The sequence below is a fragment of the Rickettsia australis str. Phillips genome, assembly GCF_000273745.1.
GTDB classification, from domain to species: domain Bacteria; phylum Pseudomonadota; class Alphaproteobacteria; order Rickettsiales; family Rickettsiaceae; genus Rickettsia; species Rickettsia australis.
In genome coordinates this window covers 24,255-49,851 of record NZ_AKVZ01000013.1, presented here as the reverse complement: position 1 = coordinate 49,851, position 25,597 = coordinate 24,255, and the positions used below count along the sequence as shown (strand labels likewise).

Below are 25,597 nucleotides of genomic sequence, written 5' to 3'. Positions count from 1 at the left end.
CTTATATTATACTCGTTGAACTTTGTATCACTACTATTGATTTTATATTACTTATTTATGCTAAAAACTATCCAAAAACACATAGATATCAAATTAATTAAATTATCGGCGGTTTTAGCGTTTGTTTATTGTTTGTTATTTAATACCGCAATATTGATTTATAAATTTGATTATTATAAAGCAATAATCTTTAAAGGGATATTAGAGTTATCAAAAGATTATTGTTATATTTATATATTTTCTTTTATAACATTTTTCGGTCTTAGCGTACATAGATTAGTATTAAAAGTCGGCGTAGGGTTTTTATTTATAACATCCGCTATTGCTAGTTATTACATTTATTTCTTCAAAATCAATCCTACTAAACAAGTAATAGGTAGCTTTTTCTCAACGGATTTAAACGAAGTCTATGAATTAACAAGCATTAAGTTAGTAATATGGATAATTTTTTGCCTTTTTACCTGTTTTTATACTCTCAAATCGTTTGCAGCCGAAAACTCTAAATCATTCGTAACAAAATTATTATCTGCCGCTTGCTTACTTATTTTTGTATATAATATTATTACTCCTTCATTTAAGATACTAAAAAATTATTTTCCTATTCAGTATTTACATAATAGCTACCTTAATTTTGCTGGAAATTTCAGTGATAAAAATGATGCATGTATAGATATTAGCAAACAATATAATTTTATAGATAACTCCGACGCTGATATTATAGGCGTTTTAGTTATAGGAGAGTCGGCAAGATTTGACCATTTCGGTATTAACGGTTATGAACGAGATACAACCCCTTACTTAAAAACCACCCCAAATCTAACTTCCTTCAAAGCTAAATCCTCTTCTAATCTTACTTATCTTTCCGTACCGTCGTTACTTTCACGCTATCCTGCAAGTCAAATTGAAAATACTAGACAAGAAAACAGTTTTTTATCAATTTTAACAAATCTTGGCTTTCATACTACTTGGATTGGTACCCAAACTTTAATGAGGAGTTTTGCAAATTTTGACCTAAGTAATATATATAATGACATTAATTTTACTATAGTACCGGGCGGCTCTGCCCTATTTTCTTTAAATGATCATGATGAAAAAATATTGCCTTTCATAAAAGAAATAATAACAAACTCAGAGAAGCAATTTTTAGTAGTTCACACTTCCGGCAGCCATTGGAACTATAACGCGAGATATCCAAAAGAGTTTGAGTATTTTACCCCTACCTGTCCTATTAAGGTTAAGGGAGATGCAAGCGATTGCGATAAGCTTGAGTTAGTTAACAGTTATGATAATTCTATTTTATATACCGATTTTTTTTATCTAATTTAATAGATTTGCTTAAAGATAAAAATGCATTTTTATTATATGTATCCGATCACGGCGAGTCCCTCGGAGAAAATGGTTATTACGGTCACGGCGGTCCACTACTTGCAGAACAAATCACCGTACCTCTTATAGTTTGGGTATCAGATGATTTTCAAACCAAATATCCTAAATCAGTATCTTCAATTAAAAATTATGCTAATACCGAGATTAGCCATGATTATGTATTTCATTCAATCCTTGACTGTTTAAATATAGATTCCGACATAATAGATAAAAACCTAAGCATATGTAAATCTAGTGAAAAATTATTGAATTATTAAAAAATTTATATATAAATTAAGAATTCTATAATTATATGATTTATTATTATGTATGATATACCTAAACTAGACGATTATTATTATAGATTTTTACAAAGTATTTTACTTAAAACACTAGAACAGAATAAAGCCGCTGAAACTTATTTATTACAGAAAGATTTAAATAGTGCTTTACATGAGATAAAAAATATAAATGAACAACTTGAAGAATATTCAAATATTCTTCCTTTACTCAAAGTAATTAAAACTTATTTCATAGATAAAAAATATATAATTAAGTATGACTAAAACAGTTGGTCAAAGTTTTGATGTCATTGTTACGTGGAGTGATTTTTTCTTCATTGCGAGAAGAAACTGCAAGTTTCGACGAAGCAAGGAAGAAAAAAAATTCTGTAAATTTTTTAAATTATTTTTCTGGATTGCCACGTCGCTTCGCTCCTCGCAATGACGATTCGGGTATCCATACAACAATACCTAGTGGGAATGCGACGGACCAAACTATATCATAAAAACAACTTTTTTAAGCAATGCCAAGTATTGTGTTATTTAAATTATTTTCTTATAATCAAAAATAATATAGAATGGAATAGGCTTCTTACAAAATTCTCTTATAGAGAGGCATTTGAAGGCGACACGGAAGCACTTGCCACCGAAGTGTACACACTAGTACGTGAGGATGCGAGTCTAGGCTCGACATACAAATTACCCCTAGAAGTAGAATGTTGTAAGAAGTCTAATAAAAAGGTATTGAATTATGGAATATGCATTATTAATTTTCAGTATTATAGCGATTTTAGTGATAATACAAATGGTTAAAGTTGTACCTCAACAACAAGCATGGGTAGTAGAAAAACTTGGAAAATTTGATAAAGTACTGCAGCCTGGTTTAAATTTACTAATCCCTGTAATTCAGAGAGTAGCATACAAACATACTTTAAAAGAAGAAGCTATAGACGTTACCGCTCAAACAGCTATTTCAAATGATAACGTAACATTATCTATCGACGGTGTTTTATATGTTAAAATCATTGACCCGATGGCCGCATCTTACGGTGTTAATAATCCTTACTATGCCATAACACAGCTTGCTCAAACTACTATGCGTTCGGAAATCGGTAAGCTCCCTTTAGATAGAACTTTTGAAGAGCGTGAAACATTAAACGTAGCAATTGTAACAGCTATTAATCAGGCTGCTATAAATTGGGGCATACAATGTATGCGTTATGAAATTAAAGATATTCAACCTCCGCAAACTATCCTTAAAGCTATGGAATTGCAGGTAGCGGCAGAGCGTCAAAAAAGAGCTCAAATTCTAGAATCGGAAGGTAATAGACAAGCAAAAATTAACCATGCAGAAGGTGAAAAAGCACAAATCGTACTAAATTCAGAAGCTTCTTATACAGATCAAGTTAACAGAGCAAAAGGTGAAGCTGAAGCAATAGGCTTAGTCGCTACCGCTACGGCAAATAGTATTGAGATTGTTGCAGCTGCCGTACAAAAAACAGGAGGAAGCGATGCAGTAACTCTTAAAATAGCCGAGCAATATATTAGTGCATTCGGTAATTTGGCTAAAGATACCAACACCGTAATTTTACCCGCAAATCTTTCAGAACCGAGTAGTTTTGTAACAGGAGCGTTAACTATATTTAACCAATTAAAAGCTTCTTCAGAAAAGAAAATAGATAAGTAGCAATTTATAAAGATTTGTTATTGTAATAATAATGAGTTTTATATATCATATCAGATTATTAATTAATAAAAGGTTATGAATATGTCAGTATTTGTCGGCAAAACTGCTCCGGATTTTACAGCTAAAGCTATTATGCCTAATAATAATATAGACGAAAAGTTTAAACTTAGCGATTATGCTGCAGGGGATAATATAGTGTTATTTTTTTATCCCCTAGATTTTACTTTTGTTTGTCCATCGGAAATTATAGCATTTCACAATAAGCTTGGTGAATTTACCGAAAGACGTGCTAAAGTAGTAGCTGTTAGCGTTGATTCCCATTTTAGCCATTTAGCTTGGAAAAATACTCCGCATAATAAAGGCGGACTTGGACAAGTACAATTTCCAATGGTTTCCGATATAAAAAAGGATATTTCTTCAAAATATAACGTACTTAATGAAGACGGTGTTGCTTTGCGTGGAACTTTTTTAATTGATAAGGATTTCATAGTACGTCACATGCTAGTTAACGACTTACCTATCGGTCGTGATATTAATTATACATTAAAAGTAATCGATGCTTTAACTCATCATCAAAAACACGGTGAAGTTTGTCCTGCCGGCTGGCATCAAGGTGAGGAAGCAATTACCCCGTCACATGAAGGTATAGCACATTATTTAAGCTCACATGCTGAGAAACTGTAGTATTATGTCATTCCCGCGTGGATCGGTTTTTTTATCATTGCAAGAATCAACTACAAGTTTCAACGAAGCAATCCAGTAAAAAATTCTGATTTACAGAATTTTTTTAATTATTTTTCTGAATTGCCGCACGAACTAAAGTTCGCTCACAATGACGATTCGATTACACACCACAATACTAATTAAACTTACCTAATGCTAAAAGCATTATTGTCTGCTCCTCAAATATCTTATGATATTGAAACAATTAAGATTTTACGTCTTATTAGGAGTGAAAATATCGGTTCTAAAACTTTCTTTAGTTTAATGCAATTATTCGGTGATGCAGGAACTGCTATAGATAATTCTCCGGATTTTTCATTACGAGGCAAAAAGTCAAAACAAATTAAAATTTTCAGTAAAAGCGATGCTGAAAAAGAAATAGAACTGCTTGAAAAAAATAACGCAAAAATCATCACCTATAATGCTCCAGAATATTCAAAATTATTACTTGAAATTTATGATCCACCACCAATATTAAGCCATAAAGGTACTATAGAGTTATTAAATCATAATAAATGCGTTGCAATGGTAGGCGCAAGAAATGCTTCTGCAAACGGAAGAAGCTTCGCTCATAAAATTGTACAAGACGGTTATATAACTGCTTCATGACTCGCAAGAGGAATAGATAGCAGTATACATCAAGCTGCAATTTCTCAAACTATCGGAGTTATTGCAGGCGATATTGATCATATATATCCACCGGAAAATCAAAAACTATTTGAAAATTTAGCAGAAGAAGGTTTAATATGAGCTGAGTTACCTATCAACTCTACCCCGCTTGGAAAACATTTTCTACAGCATAATAGGATAATATCGGGACTAGCCTTAGAAATGGTGATTATTAGAAGCAAGCTTAAAATCCGGTTCATTAATAACTGCAAAATTTGTACTTGAACAAAATAGGGAAATATTTGCCGTTCCCGGCTTTCCTTTAGATCTAAGATGTCAAGGTACAAATAAATTGATTAGAGAGGGAGCATATTTAGTGGAATCAGTGGATGATATTGTAGCTAATTTACCGCAATATGAAGAATTTATGAAAAAAGATGATGGATTATTTAAGGATTTTGTTGAGCTAGGCACAGTAAATACGAGATATGTTAAAGGAGAGCGTACTGCTATATTGGAATTATTATCGGCAGCACCTATAGATTTTGAATATTTATAAAAAGAAACGGCATTACCGCTTCCTATTATATACGGTAATATTAGAATTAGAACTCGCCGGCAAAGCAATACGTCACACCGGCAATAAAATATCATTAGTTTATAATAAATAGATGAAATTAGTAATAGTAGAATCGCCAGCAAAGGCAAAAACGATAAATAAATATTTAGGTGATGAGTTTAAGGTCATTGCATCATTCGGTCACATCAGAGATTTACCTTCAAAAAAAGGCTCGGTATTGCCTGATGAAAATTTTGCAATGAAATACGGTATTTCCGATAAAGCCAGTAAATATGTAGATGCCATAGTTAAAGATGCTAAAAAAGCTGATGCAGTATATCTTGCAACCGATCCTGATCGTGAAGGTGAATCTATCTCATGGCATGTTGCAGAGGTAATAAAAGAAACGACTAAAGTTAAATCCGATGATTTTTTTAAAAGGGTAGCCTTTAATGAGATTACTAAAAAAGCAATTATTCATGCCGTTGAGAACCCTAGGAAACTTGACACTAATTTAGTAAATGCCCAACAAGCAAGAAGAGCTTTAGACTATTTAGTTGGCTTTACCCTTTCACCTCTTTTATGGCGTAAGTTACCGGGATGTAAATCGGCGGGACGTGTGCAATCCGTGGCTCTGCGATTAATATGTGAGCGAGAAGATAAAATAGAGCGTTTTAAGTCAGAAGAATATTGGGATATTAGCCTCAAAATACAAAATAGTAATAATGAACTATTTACTGCTAAATTAACTCATGTAAACGATCAGAAGTTAGAAAAATTCTCAATTATTAACGAAAAAGACGCCAAAGATTTAACTGAAAAATTAAAATCTCAAAAATTTCATGTTGATAAGATAGAAAAGACACAACAAAAACGTGCACCGCAACCTCCTTTTATTACTTCATCACTACAACAAGAAGCAGCAAGAAAATTAGGTTTTAGTGCTAAAAAGACTATGCAAATAGCACAAAAACTTTATGAGGGCGTTGACATAGGTAAGGAAACTATAGGACTTATTACCTATATGAGAACCGACGGCGTTACATTATCAAATGACGCAATAGCAGATATACGTAAGTTAATTGATACAAGCTATGGCGATAAATATTTACCGAGTAGCCCTAGAATTTACAAATCCAAAGTAAAAAACGCACAAGAAGCTCATGAAGCGATAAGACCGACAAATATCACTTATACTCCCGATAACTTAAAAGAACAGCTAGAAAAGGATTATTATAAGCTTTATGAGTTGATTTGGAAAAGAACTATAGCCTGCCAAATGGAAAATGTGATAATGGATGTGGTGGTTGCAAGTTTAGCTTCGGAAAATAAAGAATATTTAGCAAAAGCAAACGGATCGACTATCACCTTTGACGGATTTTATAAAATTTATCGTGAAAGTGTAGATGATGAAGCTGAAGAAGAAAATAAAATGCTACCGCCTTTAAAAGAACAAGAACCGCTTAAAACTAAAGCAATTATTCCGAGTCAGCATTTTACTGAACCACCTCCAAGATATTCGGAGGCAAGTTTAGTGAAAAAACTTGAAGAGCTTGGGATCGGTCGCCCTTCGACCTATGCCAGTATTTTATCGGTTTTACAAGATCGCAAATATGTAACGCTCGAAAAAAAGCGTTTTATACCTGAAGAGCTTGGACGTCTAGTAACGGTATTTTTGGTTGGGTTTTTCAGAAAATATGTAGAATATGATTTTACTGCAAGTCTTGAAAACGAGTTAGATGAAATAGCAGCAGGCAAGCTTGAGTGGAAAGCCTCATTAAATAATTTTTGGAGCGGTTTTAACCATAATATTGAATCGGTAAACGAACAAAAAATAACCGAGATTATTAGCTATGTACAGAAAGCCCTTGATTATCATTTATTCGGTGAAAATAAAGAATCTAAAGTTTGTCCTTCATGTAAAACAGGCGAGCTTAGCTTAAAGCTCGGTAAGTTCGGAGCGTTTTTAGCATGTAGTAATTACCCTGAATGTACTTTTAGAAAATCTATTGTTAGCGGTAACGATAATAACGAAAATGAAGGCGAACTTTCCGCTATTCCTCATGAGAATAAAATTTTAGGCACTGATAAAGACGGGATAGAAATATATCTGAAAAAAGGACCTTATGGACCTTATATTCAACACGGCGAACAAGAAGGAAAAGTAAAGCCAAAACGTAGCCCCGTGCCTGCTAGCTTGAATCAACACGACATCACACTTGAGATGGCATTAAAGCTTCTAAGCCTACCGCTTAAAATCGGTATTCATAAAGATAGCGGCGAGGAAATTATGATAGGATACGGTAAATTCGGTCCTTACATAAAATATATGAGTAAGTTTATCTCTATACCTAAAAAATATGATTTTCTAAATTTAAGCTTAGATGATGCGATGAAGCTAATTGAAGAGAATAAGGCGAAGTTAGAAAAGAAACAGGGGTAATCGTTGTCATAACGTGGCTTTACCAGCGTTGTTGCATAGCTCGGTTTTCCGTCATTGCGAGAAGCAACTGCAAGTTTCGACGAAGCAATCCAGTAAAAAATTCTGTAAATCAGAATTGTTTTATTATTTTTTTGGATTGCCGCACGGTCTTCGACCGCTCACAATGACAATTTCCGAACGATGCAACAAGGCTGGCTTGACCACAGCATGACATAGTTCTTGAATAGGATGACAATTAATAAAATTACTTATTTATGACAAAAGTTATAACACGATTTGCTCCGTCACCGACCGGTATGTTACATGTCGGAAATATCAGGGCAGCATTGCTTAACTGGCTATATGCAAAGAAGCATAACGGGCAGTTTATTTTAAGATTTGACGATACGGATTTAGAGCGTAGTAAACAGGAATATAAAGATGCTATAGAAGAAGATTTAAAATTTTTAAATCTTCATTGGGATCAGACATTTAATCAATTAAGTCGTTTAAGTAGATATGATGAAATCAAAAATCTATTATTAGATAAAAAAAGATTATATGCCTGCTATGAGACTCCGGAAGAACTAGAATTAAAGCGTAAATTTCAGTTATCTAAAGGTCTACCGCCGATGTATGACCGTGCTAGCTTAAATCTAACAGAAGAGCAAACACAAAAATATATAGAACAAGGAAGAAAACCGCATTATAGATTTTTGGTAAATCATGCACCGATTAGCTGGCATGATATGATCAAAGGCGAAGTTCAATATGACGGCAAGGCTTTAAGCGATCCAATAGTGATAAGAGCAGACGGTAGTATGACCTATATGTTATGCTCGGTTATTGATGATATTGATTATAATATTACTCATATTATTAGGGGTGAAGATCACGTTAGCAATACCGCTATTCAAATTCAAATGTTTGAGGCTTTAAATACTACTCCTACGACTTTTGGACATTTAAGTTTAATAATCAATAAAGATGAGAAAATTTCTAAACGAGTGGGAGGGTTTGAGGTCACAACTCTTAGAAAAGAAATCGGGATCGAAGCTATGGCAATAGCTAGCTTTTTTAGCTTACTTGGTTCATCGGCACAAATCTTGCCTTATAAATCAATGGAGAAGCTAGCAAATCAATTTGAGATCAGTAGTTTTTCTAAAAGCCCGACTATTTATCAACCAGAAGATTTAGAAAGATTAAATCATAAATTATTGATAAGTTTAGATTTTGACGAAGTAAAAGACCACCTTAAAGAAATAGATGCCGAGTATATTGATGAAAATTTTTGGTTATCGATAAGACCTAACTTGCAAAAATTACGTGATGTAAAAGACTGGTGGGAAATTTGTCATCAAACGCCGAATGTAGAAAGTCTAAATTTAGATCAGGAATATTTAAAACAAGCAGCAGAATTATTACCGCAAGGTGAAATTACTAAAGATAGCTGGAGCATTTGGACTAAAGAATTAACAAATATAACAGGCAGAAAAGGTAAGGAGCTATTTCTACCTCTTCGCCTTGCTTTAACCGGCAGAGAATCAGGACCGGAAATTGCAGGTGTTTTACCTTTGATTAGTAGGAAAGAGATAGTAAAACGATTAACTAGTGCGTAACTCTCTATGTCATTCCTAGCTAAAAGCAATTGTTGCGTGTCTTGAAAAACCTGTTCTAAGTCATCCCTGCGAAAGCGGAGATCAACTACTTTAAAACTTTTTAAAAGCTCGCTTTATTATGGATTCCTGCTTTCGCAGGAATAACATAAAAGCATGATGATAATATTTTACTCTATTATATTAGTATTACTAGCACCAGCAAGTTCTGCTGTATCACCGTAGATATTATCAGCAATAAGCGAAACTATACCTGCTGCTCCTGCCCTTAAACCTTCCACAGTTTCACAAGCTACATATCCTGCAGCTATCCCTGCTTTTATTGTATTTTTTGCACATTTGATAGAATCGTACGGCGAAATTGCAATTGCTCCTAAAGCACAAACACCTATAAGAACAAGCGGATTGTAATACGCAAAAGTTGCAAGCCTTGCTACAGTTGCGTGAGTAAATGTAGCTATAAAAGAATAATTAGTGCTTACATCAGAAATAATACAGCCCTTGCACCCTTCTCTATAACATTAATAGCATGTTCTGTTGCCAAGATAGCATTGTGAAAATGAATTGTAGCACTATCAAAATAACTAGATGTTTTTTTGAGGTTTGTGGCCCTGTATAGATTTTTGTCATGATTTTTCCCCTTATAATTAAATCGTGATGCAATTATAACTGAAATATTAGAACATATCAATGGACATTATTAATAAATAATTGAAAAATTAATAATATGTTAAAGCACACAAACAATATTGAGATGTTAAAAAACTTTTTGATTTTTAGCTTATCTTCTTTAGACAAATTAGGCTTGAACCTATATATATCTTTTTTACTAGCACTTTCAGGTCTAAAATTAAACTCACCTTTAGTTGTTTGGATTGTAACTATCTGATCAGGAGAACCACATTTAGGAAAATCATATTTTATAACTATGTCCCCATTTCTAAGTCCGGATTTATAAGAGTTACTATTTGCATCAATATTTTTTATTGTATAATTATTGATTAAAGCATATTTATCAAAACCACGGTCATATGCCCCCATTTTTATTTTCTCGATCGGCAGCATTTTAGTCACATCAGCTAAATCTATACTATCCCTTTTGGAACATAATTTTTAACTATTTTTTTAAAATAATCGCTTGAAAAAGCTTGTTTTTTTGAGATTTTAAACAAATCAAGCATAACATTATCCAGCGATTTACTCCTATTATTCTCTTTAATGAGATTATCCAAATAAAGTGCAAAAACAAACCTACGATAATACGGTAATTTCTCTACTGCATAATCTGTCCAATAATCTGTTTTGATTAAACTATTAGGTTCCATTTATTACAAGTGATAAATAATAATCCTGCAAGAATTGGTTAAATGCTTCTACAAACTCTTCAAGTGTTATACTTCGGCACGCAAAGCTAAAACTCTGCTATAATAATCGGTAAACCCCTCACTCCACCAATAATTTAATTCTTCTAAATTATTACGTATTTTCTTCCCTGTCCAATTATGCAAATGTTCATGAGCAAGTAACGTTATATAATCCTGTTTGTCCAAACCTTGAGGAATAAACGCAGTAAAACTATTTGTTCCACCTGTTCCTCCCATGTGATTAGGCTTATAACCTTTAATTAAACTGATTACATAATAAAGAAAATCATTATCATGGAAAAATGCTCTTTGTCCCTTGATAATTTTATTTATATAAGAAGCTATTTCTTCATCTTTAAGATCACACTGACCATGCAGAGAAAGATATACAGGATTTTTTGATCGACAATTTTGTAAACACGTAAATCACCCGCTGCATAAACTGCACTATATAATTCAATCGGCGTAGCTTTAAATTTCGTGCTTTTACTAAGCCCATAATCTGATATCGCTTGCCAAGCTTCAGGAATATTATTCCATTCAATATTAAACTCTACTATGTCATTTCCATTTAAACCGCCGGAAGTAGTAAAAAGCCCATAACCCGGTGAATGAATTAAATTTTGTCTCATTATTGCTTCGTGGACATCACAAGGATTACCGGCTTTTTGATATATTTCATAGCTTAAACGGATAATATTGATTTTTCCCGTATTTAAAGCTTCATTCGCGTCTTGATTTCTAAACTGCAACTTTCCAATTAGATATTCTAGCTTAACATTTTTGATTTGCTGATAGTATGAACTGCTTGCCCAAACATAGGGTAAATCTAAAATAACTTCACCGCTCATATCGCCTATTATTTCCGTTTCAACTTTAATAGCTGCAACATCCATATTAGACAAAGGTGTTATTGTGTAATTTATTTACCAATAAGTATTTGCAAATACTAGATTTGGAATTAGAATTATGAATATTATCAAAAAATTTCTTAGACAGTACATTTGCAAAACTCATGGATTTTAAAGATTATTTAGATTGTTGTACGACTCTCGATGCCATTTCTGCGTGGCATTGTTGCACGTAGCAGTTTCACCTCTGTCATTCCGTGGCGTGACCACAGGATCCAGTTAAAAATACAAAAATTATTAGTATTTTAATTGTTTTTATGGACTCCGTGGTCAAACGAACTAGGTGACACAGTAGGTTTTACCGCTCCACGCAACAATAGCTGCTCGCAATGATGATATCTATGTAGGTATATATTCTATTTAATAATTATTCCTGACCATTAATTTATAAGCTTCTTCATCTTCAAGCCATTTAGCGTTTTCTATTAAATATGATTCTTGAAATTTAGCAAGTTTTGGATCAGGTTTGCCTATTAAGTTTTTAAGCCCGTCAAATAAAATGCCTAAAAAACCGATGTTATTCTTTTTACAATAATCTCTTACATCTTCCACATGTTTCGCATGGTCATCAATAAATACAATAAAACTAGCATTTAGATGTTCAGAACATTTCAATAAAATACCGCTCTTTGAATGATTACCGGTTATGCATATACCTTTATAAAAAATAGCATCATCTTTTCGTCCTGAATTATAAATTGCTAATTTTTCATTATTTGAACACTCTATACCCAGCTCTTTTAATTCTTTATATAGCCAATCTTGCATAAAAGGAATGTGTAAGAGCATAAACGGGAAACTGTGCCTTGAGCTTATTTATACCTTCTACCCACTCTTCATCAATTAATATTGCCTTTCGCTGCAATCGCCAATTACTGACAATTTCTTCATAATTACTTTTATTTTCCTTAATTCTATCAATCATTTTATTATAAGGCAGCTTTTTAAAAGTTTTTAATTTAGGCACAATTAATAGTATCGTCAACATCAATAAATATAGATGCAACATCAGGAGCATTTTTTATTATTAAATCATAGATTTTTGCAGTACTATCGGTAGTTTCAAAATCTTTCATACATTATTAAAATCAATATCAAGTTCTTCAGTCAAAATAGCCATCAACTCAAGCCCTACTCTATTTTTCCATTTTCCTTGTTCATAAAAAAAGTGATAAGGACCACTAACCGGCGACGATAACCAAATTTCTTTGGCTGCACTTTGTTTATTTATTACATATATACCCTCATCAGTATCAAGATTTAATATATCACCTTGTAAATCTACATCTATACTTACTTCTTTGTCTTGCTCTTCTATCGTGTCTGCTATATATGCAATTGTTATGTCAGCTATTTTACTAAATTCTGTATTATTCATAATATATATTTATCTAATTAATACATGTTGTGATAAACAAGTATATCTATTTGTCAGGATCAATTTCCGGCTCAGGCATTTTAATCAAACTGTTTCTATAAGTTTCAACAAATCTATTATGATCATTAAGATTGTTAGAAAAATTATGCCCGCCTTTACCGTCAACTACAAAAAATAATGCATCCGTTTTAGCAGGTTTTACCACTGCTTCTAAAGATTTTAGCGACGGACATGAAATCGGACCTGGCGGTAAACCTTTTATATAATAAGTATTATATGGTAGTTCTTGCAATAAATCTTTTTTTGTTAAAGCTCTTGCTAATTTAAATTTTCCTTCAGTCAAAGCATATATAGTAGTCGGATCGGCTTGTAGCTTCATATTTTTCTTTAAACGATTAATGAATACTGCAGCTATTATAGGCTTTTCTGCATTTGAGCTGGCTTCTTTTTCAATTATCGAAGCTAGAGTTAATACCTCAAGTCTAGTTTTTAACGGAGAATCCGGTGAAAGATTTTGCATTACCTTATCTAAGTTAGCAGACATTAAATTTCTCATTTGATCGATTATCTGCTCTTTTTGATCTCCATAAGAGAAAAAATACGTTGATGGCATTAAAAAACCTTCCGGTATTATCCCTTTTATTTCTCCAAGTAATCGACTTTCTTCATTAATTTTCTTTATAACCTCATTAACTACCGTACCTTCCGGAACAATTATCTTGTGTATTATAGATTTACCGCTTGCTAATATTCTTAAAGTTTGCAAAGGCGATATATTACGGGTAAACACATATTCGCCACTTTTAAGAGGTCTTTTTATAGAATAAATTTTAGCAATTACCTTAAAAATTCTCGGATATTTGATGACTCCATTAGAATAAAGTTTTGTAACTATTTGATTGACAGATAATTTAGGTTCAATAATTATCGTTTTATTTTGAGTAAGATTACCAGGCACAAAAATATAAAATATACTAAAATTTAGCATAGTAATAAATATAGTTAGAGATAATATAATTAAAAAAAGTTTAGTTTTTAATAAGTTTTTTAACATAATAACTATTATTTTTATAAGACTTAGAAATATTGATAAAAATTACCACGAAATATGGTTTTTTCTTGACATTCAAAATAACATATAGTAAAACTAACTTGAAGTTTGGTTGAAGTTAAATATTTGCTAGATTTAAACTATATAGTTTTTACTAAATAAATCAATAGTTTTAATATTTGGTAATTAAAATATTAAAATTAGATGACTAATGAGCAACAAATTAATGGTGTAAACCAATTTACTATAACAATAGTATACTCCTGTAAAATGAAAAGTTAGAATTTGTATTACAAACAAAAAATATAAATCTTTATTCATAGTTCATATTACTATACCGGCGTTAATACTGATCTTATAATGGGCATTATATATTATGATACAAGATCACAATACCGATCTAAAACACGAAGAACATACTGAAAGGTTAAAAGCTTTACAAAATAAGTTAGGAAACTTGTCCGGTTTCTTGACAACAATGCGTTCTGATAACAATGAGGAATACAAAAAAGTTTCCAATGATTTAGAAATTTTAATGAAACAAATTAATACTATAAGAAAAAACATGGAAATATATTTTGTTATTATATTAATATTAATGTTTATTATAATTCAGAAAATGTTGTGGACCACCGGTTCAAGTACTATTCTCTTTTAACAACTTTATTTTAGGTTCTAAGAACTCCTGTTTAATAATTTCTGCCGCTATATAAGAAGGTGATTGATTTGATTCAAACCCTAATTTCTGTAAAATTCTTTGACTTTCTATTACCTGCTTATAAGCTTTTTTAGAATTAAATAATAACTCTTGAAGCTTATTACTAATAAGACTAGCTCGGCAATTAAATTGGATAAATTCCGGAATTATTTCGCTACCTGCTATAATATTTATCAACGTAACATATTTTATTTTTATCAATAGCCTGATAATAAAAAAGCTTATAAGATTAACTTTATAAGCCACAACCATAGGAGTACCGGAAGCTACTATCTCTAAAGTATTGGTGCCGGATTTTGCTAAAGCTGCATCTGCAACAGCATAAGTTTTAAGTCTCGCACTTGAAAATAAATAATGAAACTTAACATCTTCTAGAAACGGTTTTATTATTGCCTCATGAGCAGGATTTGCAAGAGTAAATATAACTTTAAGATTATTACAACTCTTGAATATTTCTTCAATAGAAGAAATAAAAACCGGTAAATGCTTTCGAATCTCTCCTTTTCTGCTTCCAAGAGTAACACATAAAACTCTCGCATTCTTATCTATTTTAAACTCTTCACGTAAAGCGATTTTATCACTATAAAACTCTTGCTCCATAATCGGATGACCTATATATCTACAGTCAAGACCGACTTTAGTAAAATATGGAGGTTCAAACGGTAGTAAAGCAAATAAACAATCATAAATTTTAGCGTATTTTACTGCTCTACCCTCTTTATATGCCCAAACTGATGGTGCAACGATATGAATCATCTTCAGCTTTGGTAAAAGTTTGCTTACTCGCTTTGCCACACGATAAGTAAACCCCGGTGAATCTATGGTGATTAATAAATCAGCTTTACTATTTATTATATCCTTCACAGTTTTACCAATTAATTTTTTAAGCTTAAAAATATGAGGCACAATCTCTACAAAACCCATTAAATTTATGAAAGTAATAGGAAATAAGCTTTTAAAGCTACCAGCTTCCTCCATACATTTACCGCCGATGCCGGTAAACTCTACTCCTTTATTACTTTTTAAGTTTTGAATTATGCGTCCACCAATAAAATCTCCTGACGTCTCACCGGCTATAAAGTAAATTTTTGTCATTATTTATAATCTTTATTTATCTGTCATACCTGCAAAAGCAAGAATTTGTCGCCTTGCTTGTTTTATCATCCCCACTTTCATAAGATGTTGTTGCGTGGATCAAGAAAACCCACTCGATGTCATTCCAGCGTAGGCGGAAATCCAGAAAAAAGTATAGATAAAGCAAATGTTTGGCATTACGATTTATCTTGCTTTATGCTGAATTCCCGCCTACGCTGGAATGACATTGTACGCTTTTTCCAAACCCCATGCAACAAACCCAAGACCCTGCAGGAATTACATCGAGTAGGTTTTTCAAAGCATGCAGCTAATTACATATTATTAAATTCCATTGAATGATAACTTAAAGCCTCAGCAATATGCATTTTCAATACACTTATCTTCATTCTCAAGATCAGCAATCGTGCGTGCTACTCTAAGTATCCGGTTATAAGCACGCATTGATAAACGAAATTTATTTGCCGCTTTATTCAGTAAATCTCTACCTTCATCCACAGGCATAGCATAATCTATTAACAACTGCCCATCATAATCTCTTATTTGTTTTAATATTATAGCCCTCATATCTCTTTTCTTGAATTAAACTTACTGTCTCGACTCTTGGCAGCTATATATTCAGATTCTTCCTCAGCGTTATCTACAATCAAGTCATAATTATAAACATTAATACTAGATACTTCTATATGCAAATCAAATCTATCCATTAATAGGTCCCGATACTTTCATTTGATAGTCATTAGCACATTTTGGAGCTTTCATGCATTTCTTTATAAGGATCGCCTAAATAACCGCATTTACAAGGATTCATAGCTGCTATTAACTGAAAAATTGCCAGATATTTTATATGAGCATTTAATCGTGAGATTAGTATTTCACCGTTTTCAATATGCTATCTTAATGCATTAATAACATGCTGTGGAAATTCAGGTAGTTCATCTAAAAATAATACTCCGTTATGAGCTAACGTAATTTTCCCAGGCTTTACTTTTTTCCCGACACCGCCACCGACCATAGCGGCAAGTGAGCATGAATGATGCGGAGTTCTGAACGGTCTTGCTTTGGTAAGTTTACCGTCTAAAAATTTTCCCGCAATACTTATAATCGTGCTGCATTCTAAACTTTCATTTGTAGACATTTTAGGGAGTATACTGGGAAGACAGGGCAAGTCTTGATTTACCGGTTCCGGGAGAACAGAACATTAAAAGATTATGTCCTCCTAATGCTGCAATTTCTAAAGCTCGTTTAGCAATTTTTGGACCTTTTATATCTTTAAAATCGTGATAATTTATTGGCTCATTTTGCAATGTAGCTTCCGGAGGAGTTAAAACTTGTGAACCTTTAAAAGGATTTACTAGTTCAATTAAATTACCTGCAACAAGTATATTATCATGACCTGACCAAGCAACTTCTGAACTATTTTTACTTGAACAAATAAGTCCTTTACCTCTAGCAGAAGCCCAATCGCTGCAGGTAGAACTCAGCTTACCGGTAAGATTGAACAGTCTAATGATAACTCTCATATTATCAAATATTCCGCAATTTCAAGTTCAGGTAAAATATTTATTGCGGTAAGTATTGAACAGGCAATTGCAAGATCAAATATGGCTTCCTTCTTCTACTAAATCTGCCGGAGCTAAATTTATTAAAATCTTTTAGGTAGTGCAAGCCATATAGAAGATAACGCTGCTTTAACTTGTTCTTTCGACTCGGCTATAGTTTTATCGTCAAGCCCTACTATAGTAAAAGCAGGGATACCTGGTGATATTTGTACCTGCACATCAACATCGATAATATCAATTCCATTAAACGTTAGACTTGCTATATGAATTATCATGCAATTTTTCTTCAAATGCTATTTTGCGAGGTTATAGATGTTGTGGCATTGCTCTATGTCATTCCCGTGTAGGCGGGAATTAAGTAAAAAAGTATGAATACGGTAGATTTTTAAAGCTAAAAGCTCGATTTATCTCGCTTTACCCTGGATTCCCGCCTACGCGGAAATGACATGAAAGAGACGCACAACAATTCTATCTCAACCATCGATTTAAAAAAATACTACAGAACAAACTTAGCTAAGTCAAGATTGGTTATTATTTTTGATAATTGATTTTCTACGAATTTATCGTCAATAGTTATTTTTTTGCCTTTCATTTCGCTAGCTTCAAAGCTTATATCTTCAAGCAAATTCTCAAGTATAGTATGCAGCCTTCTAGCCCCTATATCTTCGACTTCTAAATTAACGGTGATCGCATAATCCGCTATCTTCTCAATAGCAGAATCCGTAAATGCAAGATACACGTCTTCAGTACCTATTAACGCTGAATATTGCTTTATTAAACTAGTTTCAGGTTCAAGCAATATTTTAATCATATCATCTTTGGTGAGCGAATTTAATTCTACTCTAATCGGTAACCTTCCTTGTAACTCCGGTAATAAATCAGAAGGTTTAGCAATATGGAAAGCACCCGAAGCAATAAATAATATATGATCTGTTTTAACCGGTCCATATTTAGTATTAACCGTTGTTCCTTCTATCAAAGGTAGCAAATCTCTTTGTACACCCTCTCTACTTATTTCGGCATTTTTTGCTCCGGAACTACCGGTCGAAGCTATTTTATCAATTTCATCAATAAAAACTATCCCGTCATTTTCAGCTAAATTTATAGCTTGCTGAATAATTTTTTCTTGGTCTATTAATTTTTCTGATTCCTCAGGTATAATAATAGCCATAGCATCTTTCACTAGCATTTTTTTTGTTTTAGTCTTACTGCTGCCAAGAGCTCGTCCAATCATATCACCGAGGTTAAGAACGCCCATAGATGTTCCTGGCATGCCCGGTATTTCAAAACTTCCACCACCAACAGGTGTAGTATCAGCTACGCTAATTTCGATTTCCGTATCATCAAGTTCGCCGTTTAAAATTTTTTTTTGAACTTTTCTCTAGTTTCACTACTAGAAGTTTTACCTACTAAACTATCTAATATTCTCTCTATCGCTTTCTCACGGGCATTAATATCTACTTCCGTTTTTGCTAAAGTTTTTTCAGTATTAACGGCTATTTCAACTAAATCACGAATTATTGATTCCACATCACGCCCTACATATCCGACTTCGGTAAATTTAGTTGCTTCTATCTTATAGAAAGGAGAATGAGTCAACTTTGCAAGGCGTCTTGCTATTTCCGTTTTCCCGACACCGGTTGAACCAATCATTAAAATATTTTTCGGTACTATTTCATTACGTAAATTACCTTCTACTCTTTTACGACGACAGCGGTTTCTAAGTGCAATAGCAACAGCTTTTTTGGCCTTTTCTTGACCTACGATAAATCTATTAAGTTCATTAACTATTTGAGAAGGGGTAAGCCCCATATGGTCTTTTTTATAGGTAGTTTTAGTAGCTTTCATACAACTTTTTCCATTATAATATTATGATTAGAAAATACACATAAATCTGCAGCTATATTCATAGATTTTAAAGCAATTTCTTCAGCAGTTAAATTATTCTCGTAAGACATTAAAGCACGAGCGGCAGATAGTGCAAATAAACCGCCTGATCCTATTGCCGCAACATTATTTTCAGGCTCTACGACATCACCGTTGCCAGTTAAAATTAATATATGACTACGATCAGCAACAATCATCATTGCTTCCAAACGTCTCAAATATTTATCGTTACGCCAATCTTTTGCAAGCTCAACTGCACTTCTAAGTAGATTATGTTTATGTTGCTCTATCTTTACTTCAAGTTTTTCAAATAACGCAAAACCGTCAGCCGTAGAACCCGCAAAACCGGCAATAATTTTATTATTTGCTATAGTACGAAGTTTTCGTGCTGTAGATTTTAGTACGGTATTACCATGCGAGACTTGTCCATCTGCTGCTATAATTATTTCTTCGTTCTTTTTTAAACAAAGTATTGTTGTGCCGTGTAAGGCTAAATTATCTGACATAATATAAAATTTATTGATATTAAGTTGTTAATTAGGTACTATATAGTATTGAATTACTCCTAAATAAAATGAAGAGTTATTCGACACAACTTCAAAAAGAGCTAAGAGTTTAAAGTCCTCGGAATGGAAGCCTACTTAAATATAGTTCGTACCGCAGCTCTTGTAGAACATTGTCACCAATTTTTGAAGTTCTATCTTAGTACATACTCTGCTGATTTCAAGAATTGAATTTGTTATCTTCACGGATTCATGTATTCAATTCTTGAAATCAGCAGAGTATACTTGACTAATCCGGTTTAATTAATTATTGTCCCTTGAATTTTCAAGGCTTAAACTTAAATAATGAATATATACGCAATATACATTAACTCCACACAAAAAAGTAATAATTTTATTGTTATTGAAGCAGGCTTTTCATGGATAGCTGCTCTTTTAAGTATATTTTGGGCATTATACCATAAAATGTGGTTAGTTGTTGTTATTACCGTAATAGCGAATATAATCGTTACAGCGATTAATATCGGAGCGTTAAAGTGTATATTACAGATATTCTTAATGTTAGGCTTTGGCTTTTTTGCTTCAGATATTAGAGAAAATTATTTAAAAAGAAATAATTACCGACTAGAAGATATAATAATTGCCAACTCTAGCATTGAAGCTGAATTGAAATTTTTGGAGCGTAGTGTGTTTGTTTAATGAATAGAAAATATCCTTTATGTCATTCCCCGCGTGGCGTTGTTGCGTGGACCAGTTTCCCGTCATTGCGAGAAGAATTACATAGTAATGCGACGAATCAATCCAGTAAAAAATTCTGTAAATCAGAATTTTTTTAATCTTTTTCTGGATTGCCACGTCGCTTCGCTCCTCGCAATGACGGTTTTGGTATCTACGCAGGAATGACATAAGCGAGCCATACAATAACACCTTGTATTAGGAGCAAATGATGTATAACAAAGAAAATGTTTTTGCAAAAATTATAGATAAAAATCTTTCGGCAGAAATAATTTATGAAGATGAACAAATTTTAGCATTCAAAGATATAGCACCCGTAGCACCTGTACATATTATCGTTATACCTAAAAACGAATATATAGATTATGCTGATTTTATCTCTAAAGCTCAAATAGACGAAATAAAACATTTTTTTGTTAAAATTTCTGATATAGCAAATGAAGCAGGTTTAAATAAAGACGGCTATCGTTTAATAACTAATAAAGGCGAAAAATCGGGACAAACTATTTTGCATTTCCATTTTCATATTATCGGCGGCGAAAAACTCATTGGATTAATAAATAAAAATGATTAAAAAGTACAATATTGCAGTAATCGGAGCTACAGGAAATGTAGGGCGTGAAACTCTAAATATTCTAGCTGAGCGTAATTGCCCCATTAATAAAATTCATGCTATAGCTTCAGATAACTCTATCGGACGAGAAATAAGTTATGGAGAAAAAATACTGCAAATCAGTAGTTTAACTAATTTAAATTTTGATGATATCGATATTGCTTTTTTTTGTGCAGGTTCAGAAGTTTCAAAAGCATTTATACCAAAAGCTACTGCTAGTAATTGTGTAGTTATCGACAAATCCTCACTTTTTAGAATTGATGATCGAGTGCCTTTAATTGTACCTGAGGTTAATTTATCAACGCTTAAAGACTTTACCGCTAAAAATATTATAGCTAATCCTAATTGTATAGCGATTCCACTTGCAGTAGCATTAAAACCGCTAGATAATGAAATAAAGATTAAAAGAGTAGTGATATCTACTTATCAATCGGTATCAGGAGCAGGTAAAGCAGGAATGGACGAACTCTACGAGCAAACAAAATCTAAATATGTTTTTGGAGATAATAATCCTAAGAAATTTCCAAAACAAATTGCATTTAATCTTTTTCCTTATATAGGTGATTTAAATAAAGACGGCTATACAAGTGAAGAAGCAAAAATTGCTTTTGAACTAAACAAAATTATGGGCAATCACTTTAAAGCTAGTGTTACTTCTGTGCGAGTACCGGTATTTATCGGTCATTCTATATCGGTTAACATAGAATTTAACAATAAAATGGACGCTAACATCGCTAAAGAAATATTACAAGATGCCAATGGAATTGTTACAATTTCTAATAATAATGACCTTGCTTATATCTCGCCCGTTGAAGTGGTAGGCGAAGATGCCGTATATGTCTCCCGCATTAGAAATGACGTAAGTAAATCTAATACGATAAATCTATGGATTACATGTGATAACTTACGTAAAGGAGCAGCTTTAAACAGCGTCCAAATTGCTGAAGAATTAATTAATAATTATTTATAATATAACTAATATGGATAATAAAAATAATAATCTAAATAAAAAAAACCCGCTAGTAATAGCATTAGGCGAATGTAGAACAGCTTTTTGGATAGTCTTTTGGTTTGCTTTTGTCATTAACTTACTAATGTTAATTACGCCTCTTTACTCACTACAAGTGCTTGATAGAGTCCTTGGAAGCGGTAATCTACAAACATTATTATTTCTATCGATAATAATCGCATATATTTATTTTGTTTACGGATTATTACAAATTGCTCGTTCTTTTACACTTATAAAGGTAGGAGAATGGCTTGATAGAACAGTATCTCCCGTAATTTTTGCTTCTTCAATTTCTGCGGCTGCAACACGAACAAACATGGGTTCTAGCCAATTATTACGTGATTTTCAAGCTGTCAAAACATTCCTAACAAGTACTGGAATTAATACTTTATTCGATGCCCCTTGGAGCCTTATCTATATTGCCGTTATTTTCTCAATTCATCCATATATCGGTCTTATTACCGTTTTTGGTGCAATTATCATAGTTTCAACCGCTTTCTTTAACGCTGCCGCTACTAATAAAACGCTCGGTGAAGCTACCGAGTTTTCGATAAAAGGTATGACACAAGCCGATATTGCAAATAGAAATGCAGAAGCAATTGAAGCAATGGGAATGATGACGAATGTTACAAAAAATTGGCATAAATTTAACATATTAGCACTTGATAAACAATCAGTTGCTAGCTATCGTAACGGTGTTATTTCTAACTTTTCAAGGTTTATCCGTAACATAATGCAAATGGCTGTTACCGGAGTCGGTGCTTACATTGTTGTAAAATCTCACAGTGCAGATATGACTCCCGGTAATATGATTATGAGTTCCATCATAGTCGGTAGAGCTCTTGCTCCTTTCGATAATGCTATTGAGCTATGGAAAAGTATGAGCGGTGCTATTAAATCATACAAAAACATTAATAATTTATTTAACACTTATTCTTCTAGAGATGAAGCAATGCCAATTCCGAACGTTGATGGTCATCTTACTGTTGAAAATATTTATTATGCTCATCCTATACCGAAACATTTACCACAACCTCCCATACCGAAATATATCTTAAAAGGCGTTAGTTTTGCAATACAGCCGGGCGAAGTTTTAGCAATTATCGGTCCTTCAGCTACAGGAAAATCAACTTTAGCTAAAATCATAGCCGGGGTATGGAAAGAATCATCAGGTTCCGTACGTTTAGATAGTGCTGAAATTTATCGTTGGAATAGAGAAGATTTCGGTAGACATGTCGGTTATCTTCCTCAAGGAATAGAACTTTTTAGCGGTAGTATTAAACAAAATATAGCTAGAATGGAAGAAGATGCCGATCCGCAAAAAGTTATTGAAGCAGCTAAAATAGCCGGAGCTCATGAAATGATATTAAGATTCCCTGACGGTTATGATGCTGATATCGGTCCTGCAGGCTCTAATCTATCAGGTGGTCAAAGACAACGTATCGGGCTTGCTAGAGCTTTTTACGGCAATCCAAAACTCATCATTTTAGATGAACCCAACGCTAATTTAGATGAAGCAGGTGAAGTTGCCCTTGCAAGTGCCTTAAAACAAGCAAAACTTAAAAGAATAGCAGTTCTTGTAATTTCACATAGACCATCAGTATTATCCATTGTTGATAAAATTCTAATATTACAGGATGGAGCAGTTGCAGTCTACGGAACGGGAGAAGAGATTCAACAACACTTTAAAACTTTAAAAAACGGTACAATTCATATTAATAACTAATAATATCATACTAAATTAATGTCATGCCGTGACTTGATCACGGCATCCAGTTAAAAATACTAATAATATTAGTATTTTTATTGTTTTTATGGACCCCGTGGTCAAGCCACGTGGTGACACACAGTGGATTTCACCGACCTACGCGGGAATGACATCGGAAACAACGGAGACAGACAATGACTAAATATAATAATGATTAAATATTATGCAGGATTTAAAACACAATAAACCTCAAATTACTCCGGAACAGTTGAAACAATTATTATCCTTAAGGGAAGATGCGTTAAACCTTAAAGGTCAAAGTTCTAAACGTAAGGCTTTAATAAATACTACATTAAAGAAAACCTCTCATGCTATAGAATTCTTATTAATAAAACTTGATAGATTTGTTAATTTTATTACCAAGAAAACCGATAAAGATCGTAATAACGTAGCCCAAGCTGCAAGGTCACCTATACTTTTCGGTATTTATGTTATTATCTTTTTAGTATTAATAGGCGGATTATGGTCTGCTCTTGCTCCACTTGATAGTGGTGCTGTAGCTGTCGGCATCGTAATGCCAAGCACAAATAAAAAAACGATTCAACATCATGAAGGTGGAATAATTAATGCTATTTACGTTAAGCAAGGTGATAAAGTTAAAGAAGGTGATAAATTAATAGAACTTGAAGAAACTAGAATCAAAAGCGAACATGAAAATATTCTTGGTCAGTACCGTAATTTTTTAGCAACTGAAAATCGTTTAATTGCCGAACGTGATCATTTAGAACAAATCGAATTCTCGGATTTTTTAATGCAGGATATAAATTTACCGGAAGTAGCTAAAATAATTCATACACAGGAAAATTTATTTAGATCTAGAAAAGAAGTATATAACTCAGAGAAAGATGCATTATATCAAAATATTGCTCAACTTGAGAAAAAAATTGAAGGTTTAGAGGCAAAAAAAGTTGCCGCTTCAAAAACTGCTGAAGTTTATCAAGACCGTTTAAAAGCTTTAAGAACGTTAAAAGAAAAAGGCTTTGTACAAAAAGCAGCCTTATTAGACCAAGAGGCAAAAGTTGCGGCTTCAAAAAGCGATGTTGCAACAACTGAAGCCGAAATAGCAGGGATACGCCATGCTATTACCGAAACTCAAATTAAAATTATAAATCAACAAAATAAATACACTGAACGGACTTTAACAGAGCTTCGTGAAGCTCAAGTACAAACAGCATCTCTTAAAGAAAAATATAATTCCCTGACGGATTCACTTAATCGTGTGATAATCAGATCACCTGTTGACGGTATAGTTAATAATTTAAAATATCATACAATAGGCGGTGTTATAAGTCACGGACAACCTATTATGGAAATTTCACCAATTAATGACCCATTAATAATAGAAGCAAAGGTATCTCAAAAAAACATTGACTCAGTACATGAGGGCTTAGTTGCAAAAATACGTTTCAGTGCATTTAAATCAAGAACAACTCCAACATTTACCGGTAAAGTAGTAAGCATATCTCCCGATATAGTACAAGATGAAAGACAATATCCGGGACAACAGCAAGATAATTATTATGTTGCAAGGGTTGAAATCGATATGGATGAATTTGATAAAGTTGCTAAAGTTAAAAATTTGGAATTACACCCCGGTATGCAAGCTGAGGTACAAATCGTAACCGGTACTAGAACACTACTTAGATATTTACTTGATCCCGTTACTGATACTGCATTTAAAGCTTTCAGAGAAAAATAGATAATTTGAAAATTTTAGGTTAGATCATTTTACATAATCTAGATA

The 25,597-nt window shown here is 32.9% G+C and carries 25 protein-coding genes and 5 pseudogenes; 15 read left to right on the top strand and 15 right to left on the bottom strand.

Annotated elements, in window-relative coordinates; translation table 11 throughout:
• The first annotated feature begins 57 nt into the window (after positions 1-57).
• From A452_RS08000 to gltX, 9 genes and pseudogenes are all read left to right on the top strand, one after another.
• Positions 58-1,643 (top strand): annotated as a pseudogene (locus A452_RS08000) (phosphoethanolamine transferase).
• Between the two features lie 48 nt (positions 1,644-1,691).
• On the top strand, positions 1,692-1,931 hold the full coding sequence (locus A452_RS0102005; protein WP_014412918.1) for a hypothetical protein: 240 nt from the start codon (positions 1,692-1,694) through the stop codon (positions 1,929-1,931).
• A gap of 466 nt (positions 1,932-2,397) precedes the next feature.
• Complete coding sequence (locus A452_RS0101995; protein WP_014412920.1) at positions 2,398-3,333, top strand: SPFH domain-containing protein; 936 nt, start codon at positions 2,398-2,400, stop codon at positions 3,331-3,333.
• Positions 3,334-3,414: 81 nt separating this feature from the next.
• Positions 3,415-4,017 (top strand): peroxiredoxin, encoded by a 603-nt coding sequence (locus tag A452_RS0101990; RefSeq protein WP_014412921.1) that lies wholly within the window; start codon positions 3,415-3,417, stop codon positions 4,015-4,017.
• A gap of 192 nt (positions 4,018-4,209) precedes the next feature.
• Positions 4,210-4,806, top strand: a pseudogene (locus tag A452_RS11815) (DNA-processing protein DprA).
• Positions 4,807-4,927: 121 nt separating this feature from the next.
• Positions 4,928-4,987 (top strand): annotated as a pseudogene (locus tag A452_RS12475) (DNA-processing protein DprA); the annotation flags it as partial.
• A gap of 30 nt (positions 4,988-5,017) precedes the next feature.
• The gene (locus tag A452_RS11810; protein WP_238533850.1) at positions 5,018-5,224 is read left to right on the top strand and encodes a hypothetical protein; all 207 of its coding nucleotides are present in this window, start codon (positions 5,018-5,020) and stop codon (positions 5,222-5,224) included.
• Between the two features lie 112 nt (positions 5,225-5,336).
• Positions 5,337-7,667 carry a type I DNA topoisomerase gene (gene topA / locus A452_RS0101970; RefSeq protein WP_014412923.1) on the top strand — a complete coding sequence of 777 codons (2,331 nt, stop codon included), beginning with the start codon at positions 5,337-5,339 and terminating at the stop codon, positions 7,665-7,667.
• Positions 7,668-7,921: 254 nt separating this feature from the next.
• Entirely contained in the window at positions 7,922-9,265 is a 1,344-nt protein-coding gene (gene gltX, locus A452_RS0101965; RefSeq protein WP_014412924.1) for a glutamate--tRNA ligase, read from the top strand.
• A gap of 684 nt (positions 9,266-9,949) precedes the next feature.
• Here the strand turns inward: gltX and A452_RS07985 are convergent.
• From A452_RS07985 to mltG, 8 genes are all read right to left on the bottom strand, one after another.
• A complete protein-coding gene (locus A452_RS07985) occupies positions 9,950-10,327 on the bottom strand; it encodes a hypothetical protein (protein WP_231289958.1) in 378 nt (125 codons plus the stop codon).
• 20 nt (positions 10,328-10,347) lie between these two features.
• Complete coding sequence (locus A452_RS11805; RefSeq protein WP_081482370.1) at positions 10,348-10,587, bottom strand: hypothetical protein; 240 nt, start codon at positions 10,585-10,587, stop codon at positions 10,348-10,350.
• A gap of 66 nt (positions 10,588-10,653) precedes the next feature.
• Positions 10,654-10,863: a M61 family metallopeptidase gene (locus A452_RS11800; RefSeq protein ID WP_231289960.1), complete on the bottom strand. Its 210-nt coding sequence runs from the start codon at positions 10,861-10,863 to the stop codon at positions 10,654-10,656.
• Positions 10,864-10,967: 104 nt separating this feature from the next.
• Positions 10,968-11,522, bottom strand: coding sequence for a hypothetical protein (locus A452_RS10355; protein WP_014412926.1), 555 nt, complete (start codon positions 11,520-11,522; stop codon positions 10,968-10,970).
• Between the two features lie 375 nt (positions 11,523-11,897).
• Positions 11,898-12,305 carry a DUF2608 domain-containing protein gene (locus A452_RS11795; protein ID WP_231289962.1) on the bottom strand — a complete coding sequence of 136 codons (408 nt, stop codon included), beginning with the start codon at positions 12,303-12,305 and terminating at the stop codon, positions 11,898-11,900.
• Complete coding sequence (locus A452_RS11790; protein ID WP_231289963.1) at positions 12,286-12,504, bottom strand: hypothetical protein; 219 nt, start codon at positions 12,502-12,504, stop codon at positions 12,286-12,288. Before A452_RS11790 ends, A452_RS11795 begins: the two co-directional genes overlap by 20 nt.
• Before the next feature lie 105 nt (positions 12,505-12,609).
• A complete protein-coding gene (gene cyaY / locus A452_RS0101935) occupies positions 12,610-12,915 on the bottom strand; it encodes an iron donor protein CyaY (protein ID WP_014412927.1) in 306 nt (101 codons plus the stop codon).
• A 46-nt stretch (positions 12,916-12,961) separates the two neighbouring features.
• Positions 12,962-13,969 carry an endolytic transglycosylase MltG gene (gene mltG, locus A452_RS0101930; protein WP_014412928.1) on the bottom strand — a complete coding sequence of 336 codons (1,008 nt, stop codon included), beginning with the start codon at positions 13,967-13,969 and terminating at the stop codon, positions 12,962-12,964.
• A 373-nt stretch (positions 13,970-14,342) separates the two neighbouring features.
• Between mltG and A452_RS0101925 the strand changes: the two genes are divergently transcribed.
• The gene (locus A452_RS0101925; RefSeq protein WP_014412929.1) at positions 14,343-14,624 is read left to right on the top strand and encodes a hypothetical protein; all 282 of its coding nucleotides are present in this window, start codon (positions 14,343-14,345) and stop codon (positions 14,622-14,624) included.
• On the opposite strand, the gene lpxB is transcribed toward A452_RS0101925, so the two are convergent.
• The 7 genes and pseudogenes from lpxB to hslV all read right to left on the bottom strand — a co-directional run bounded on the left by lpxB (position 14,604) and on the right by hslV (position 19,731).
• Positions 14,604-15,779 (bottom strand): lipid-A-disaccharide synthase, encoded by a 1,176-nt coding sequence (gene lpxB, locus A452_RS0101920; protein WP_014412930.1) that lies wholly within the window; start codon positions 15,777-15,779, stop codon positions 14,604-14,606. The two genes, A452_RS0101925 and lpxB, sit on opposite strands and share 21 nt — an antisense overlap.
• Before the next feature lie 351 nt (positions 15,780-16,130).
• Positions 16,131-16,343 (bottom strand): magnesium chelatase subunit ChlI family protein, encoded by a 213-nt coding sequence (locus tag A452_RS13105; RefSeq protein ID WP_017208495.1) that lies wholly within the window; start codon positions 16,341-16,343, stop codon positions 16,131-16,133.
• Positions 16,344-16,515: 172 nt separating this feature from the next.
• Positions 16,516-16,914 (bottom strand): annotated as a pseudogene (locus A452_RS12470) (ATP-binding protein).
• Between the two features lies 1 nt (position 16,915).
• Complete coding sequence (locus A452_RS12465; protein WP_081482369.1) at positions 16,916-17,299, bottom strand: ATP-binding protein; 384 nt, start codon at positions 17,297-17,299, stop codon at positions 16,916-16,918.
• A 122-nt stretch (positions 17,300-17,421) separates the two neighbouring features.
• Positions 17,422-17,613 carry a magnesium chelatase domain-containing protein gene (locus A452_RS11775; protein ID WP_017208492.1) on the bottom strand — a complete coding sequence of 64 codons (192 nt, stop codon included), beginning with the start codon at positions 17,611-17,613 and terminating at the stop codon, positions 17,422-17,424.
• 221 nt (positions 17,614-17,834) lie between these two features.
• Positions 17,835-19,186, bottom strand: a pseudogene (gene hslU / locus A452_RS07945) (ATP-dependent protease ATPase subunit HslU).
• A complete protein-coding gene (gene hslV, locus A452_RS0101885; RefSeq protein WP_014412932.1) occupies positions 19,183-19,731 on the bottom strand; it encodes an ATP-dependent protease subunit HslV in 549 nt (182 codons plus the stop codon). The pseudogene hslU and the gene hslV overlap by 4 nt, the downstream one beginning before the upstream one ends.
• Positions 19,732-20,073: 342 nt before the next feature.
• Here hslV and A452_RS0101880 point away from each other — a divergent pair, with 342 nt between their 5' ends.
• The 5 genes from A452_RS0101880 to A452_RS0101860 all read left to right on the top strand — a co-directional run bounded on the left by A452_RS0101880 (position 20,074) and on the right by A452_RS0101860 (position 25,552).
• Positions 20,074-20,427: a DUF2628 domain-containing protein gene (locus A452_RS0101880; protein ID WP_014412933.1), complete on the top strand. Its 354-nt coding sequence runs from the start codon at positions 20,074-20,076 to the stop codon at positions 20,425-20,427.
• A gap of 247 nt (positions 20,428-20,674) precedes the next feature.
• Complete coding sequence (locus A452_RS0101875) at positions 20,675-21,037, top strand: HIT domain-containing protein (RefSeq protein ID WP_014412934.1); 363 nt, start codon at positions 20,675-20,677, stop codon at positions 21,035-21,037.
• On the top strand, positions 21,030-22,046 hold the full coding sequence (gene asd / locus A452_RS0101870) for an aspartate-semialdehyde dehydrogenase (protein ID WP_014412935.1): 1,017 nt from the start codon (positions 21,030-21,032) through the stop codon (positions 22,044-22,046). The genes A452_RS0101875 and asd overlap by 8 nt, the downstream gene beginning before the upstream one ends.
• A 10-nt stretch (positions 22,047-22,056) precedes the next feature.
• On the top strand, positions 22,057-23,811 hold the full coding sequence (locus A452_RS0101865; RefSeq protein WP_014412936.1) for a type I secretion system permease/ATPase: 1,755 nt from the start codon (positions 22,057-22,059) through the stop codon (positions 23,809-23,811).
• A gap of 205 nt (positions 23,812-24,016) precedes the next feature.
• Positions 24,017-25,552 carry an HlyD family type I secretion periplasmic adaptor subunit gene (locus tag A452_RS0101860; protein WP_014412937.1) on the top strand — a complete coding sequence of 512 codons (1,536 nt, stop codon included), beginning with the start codon at positions 24,017-24,019 and terminating at the stop codon, positions 25,550-25,552.
• The last annotated feature ends 45 nt before the right edge of the window (positions 25,553-25,597 follow it).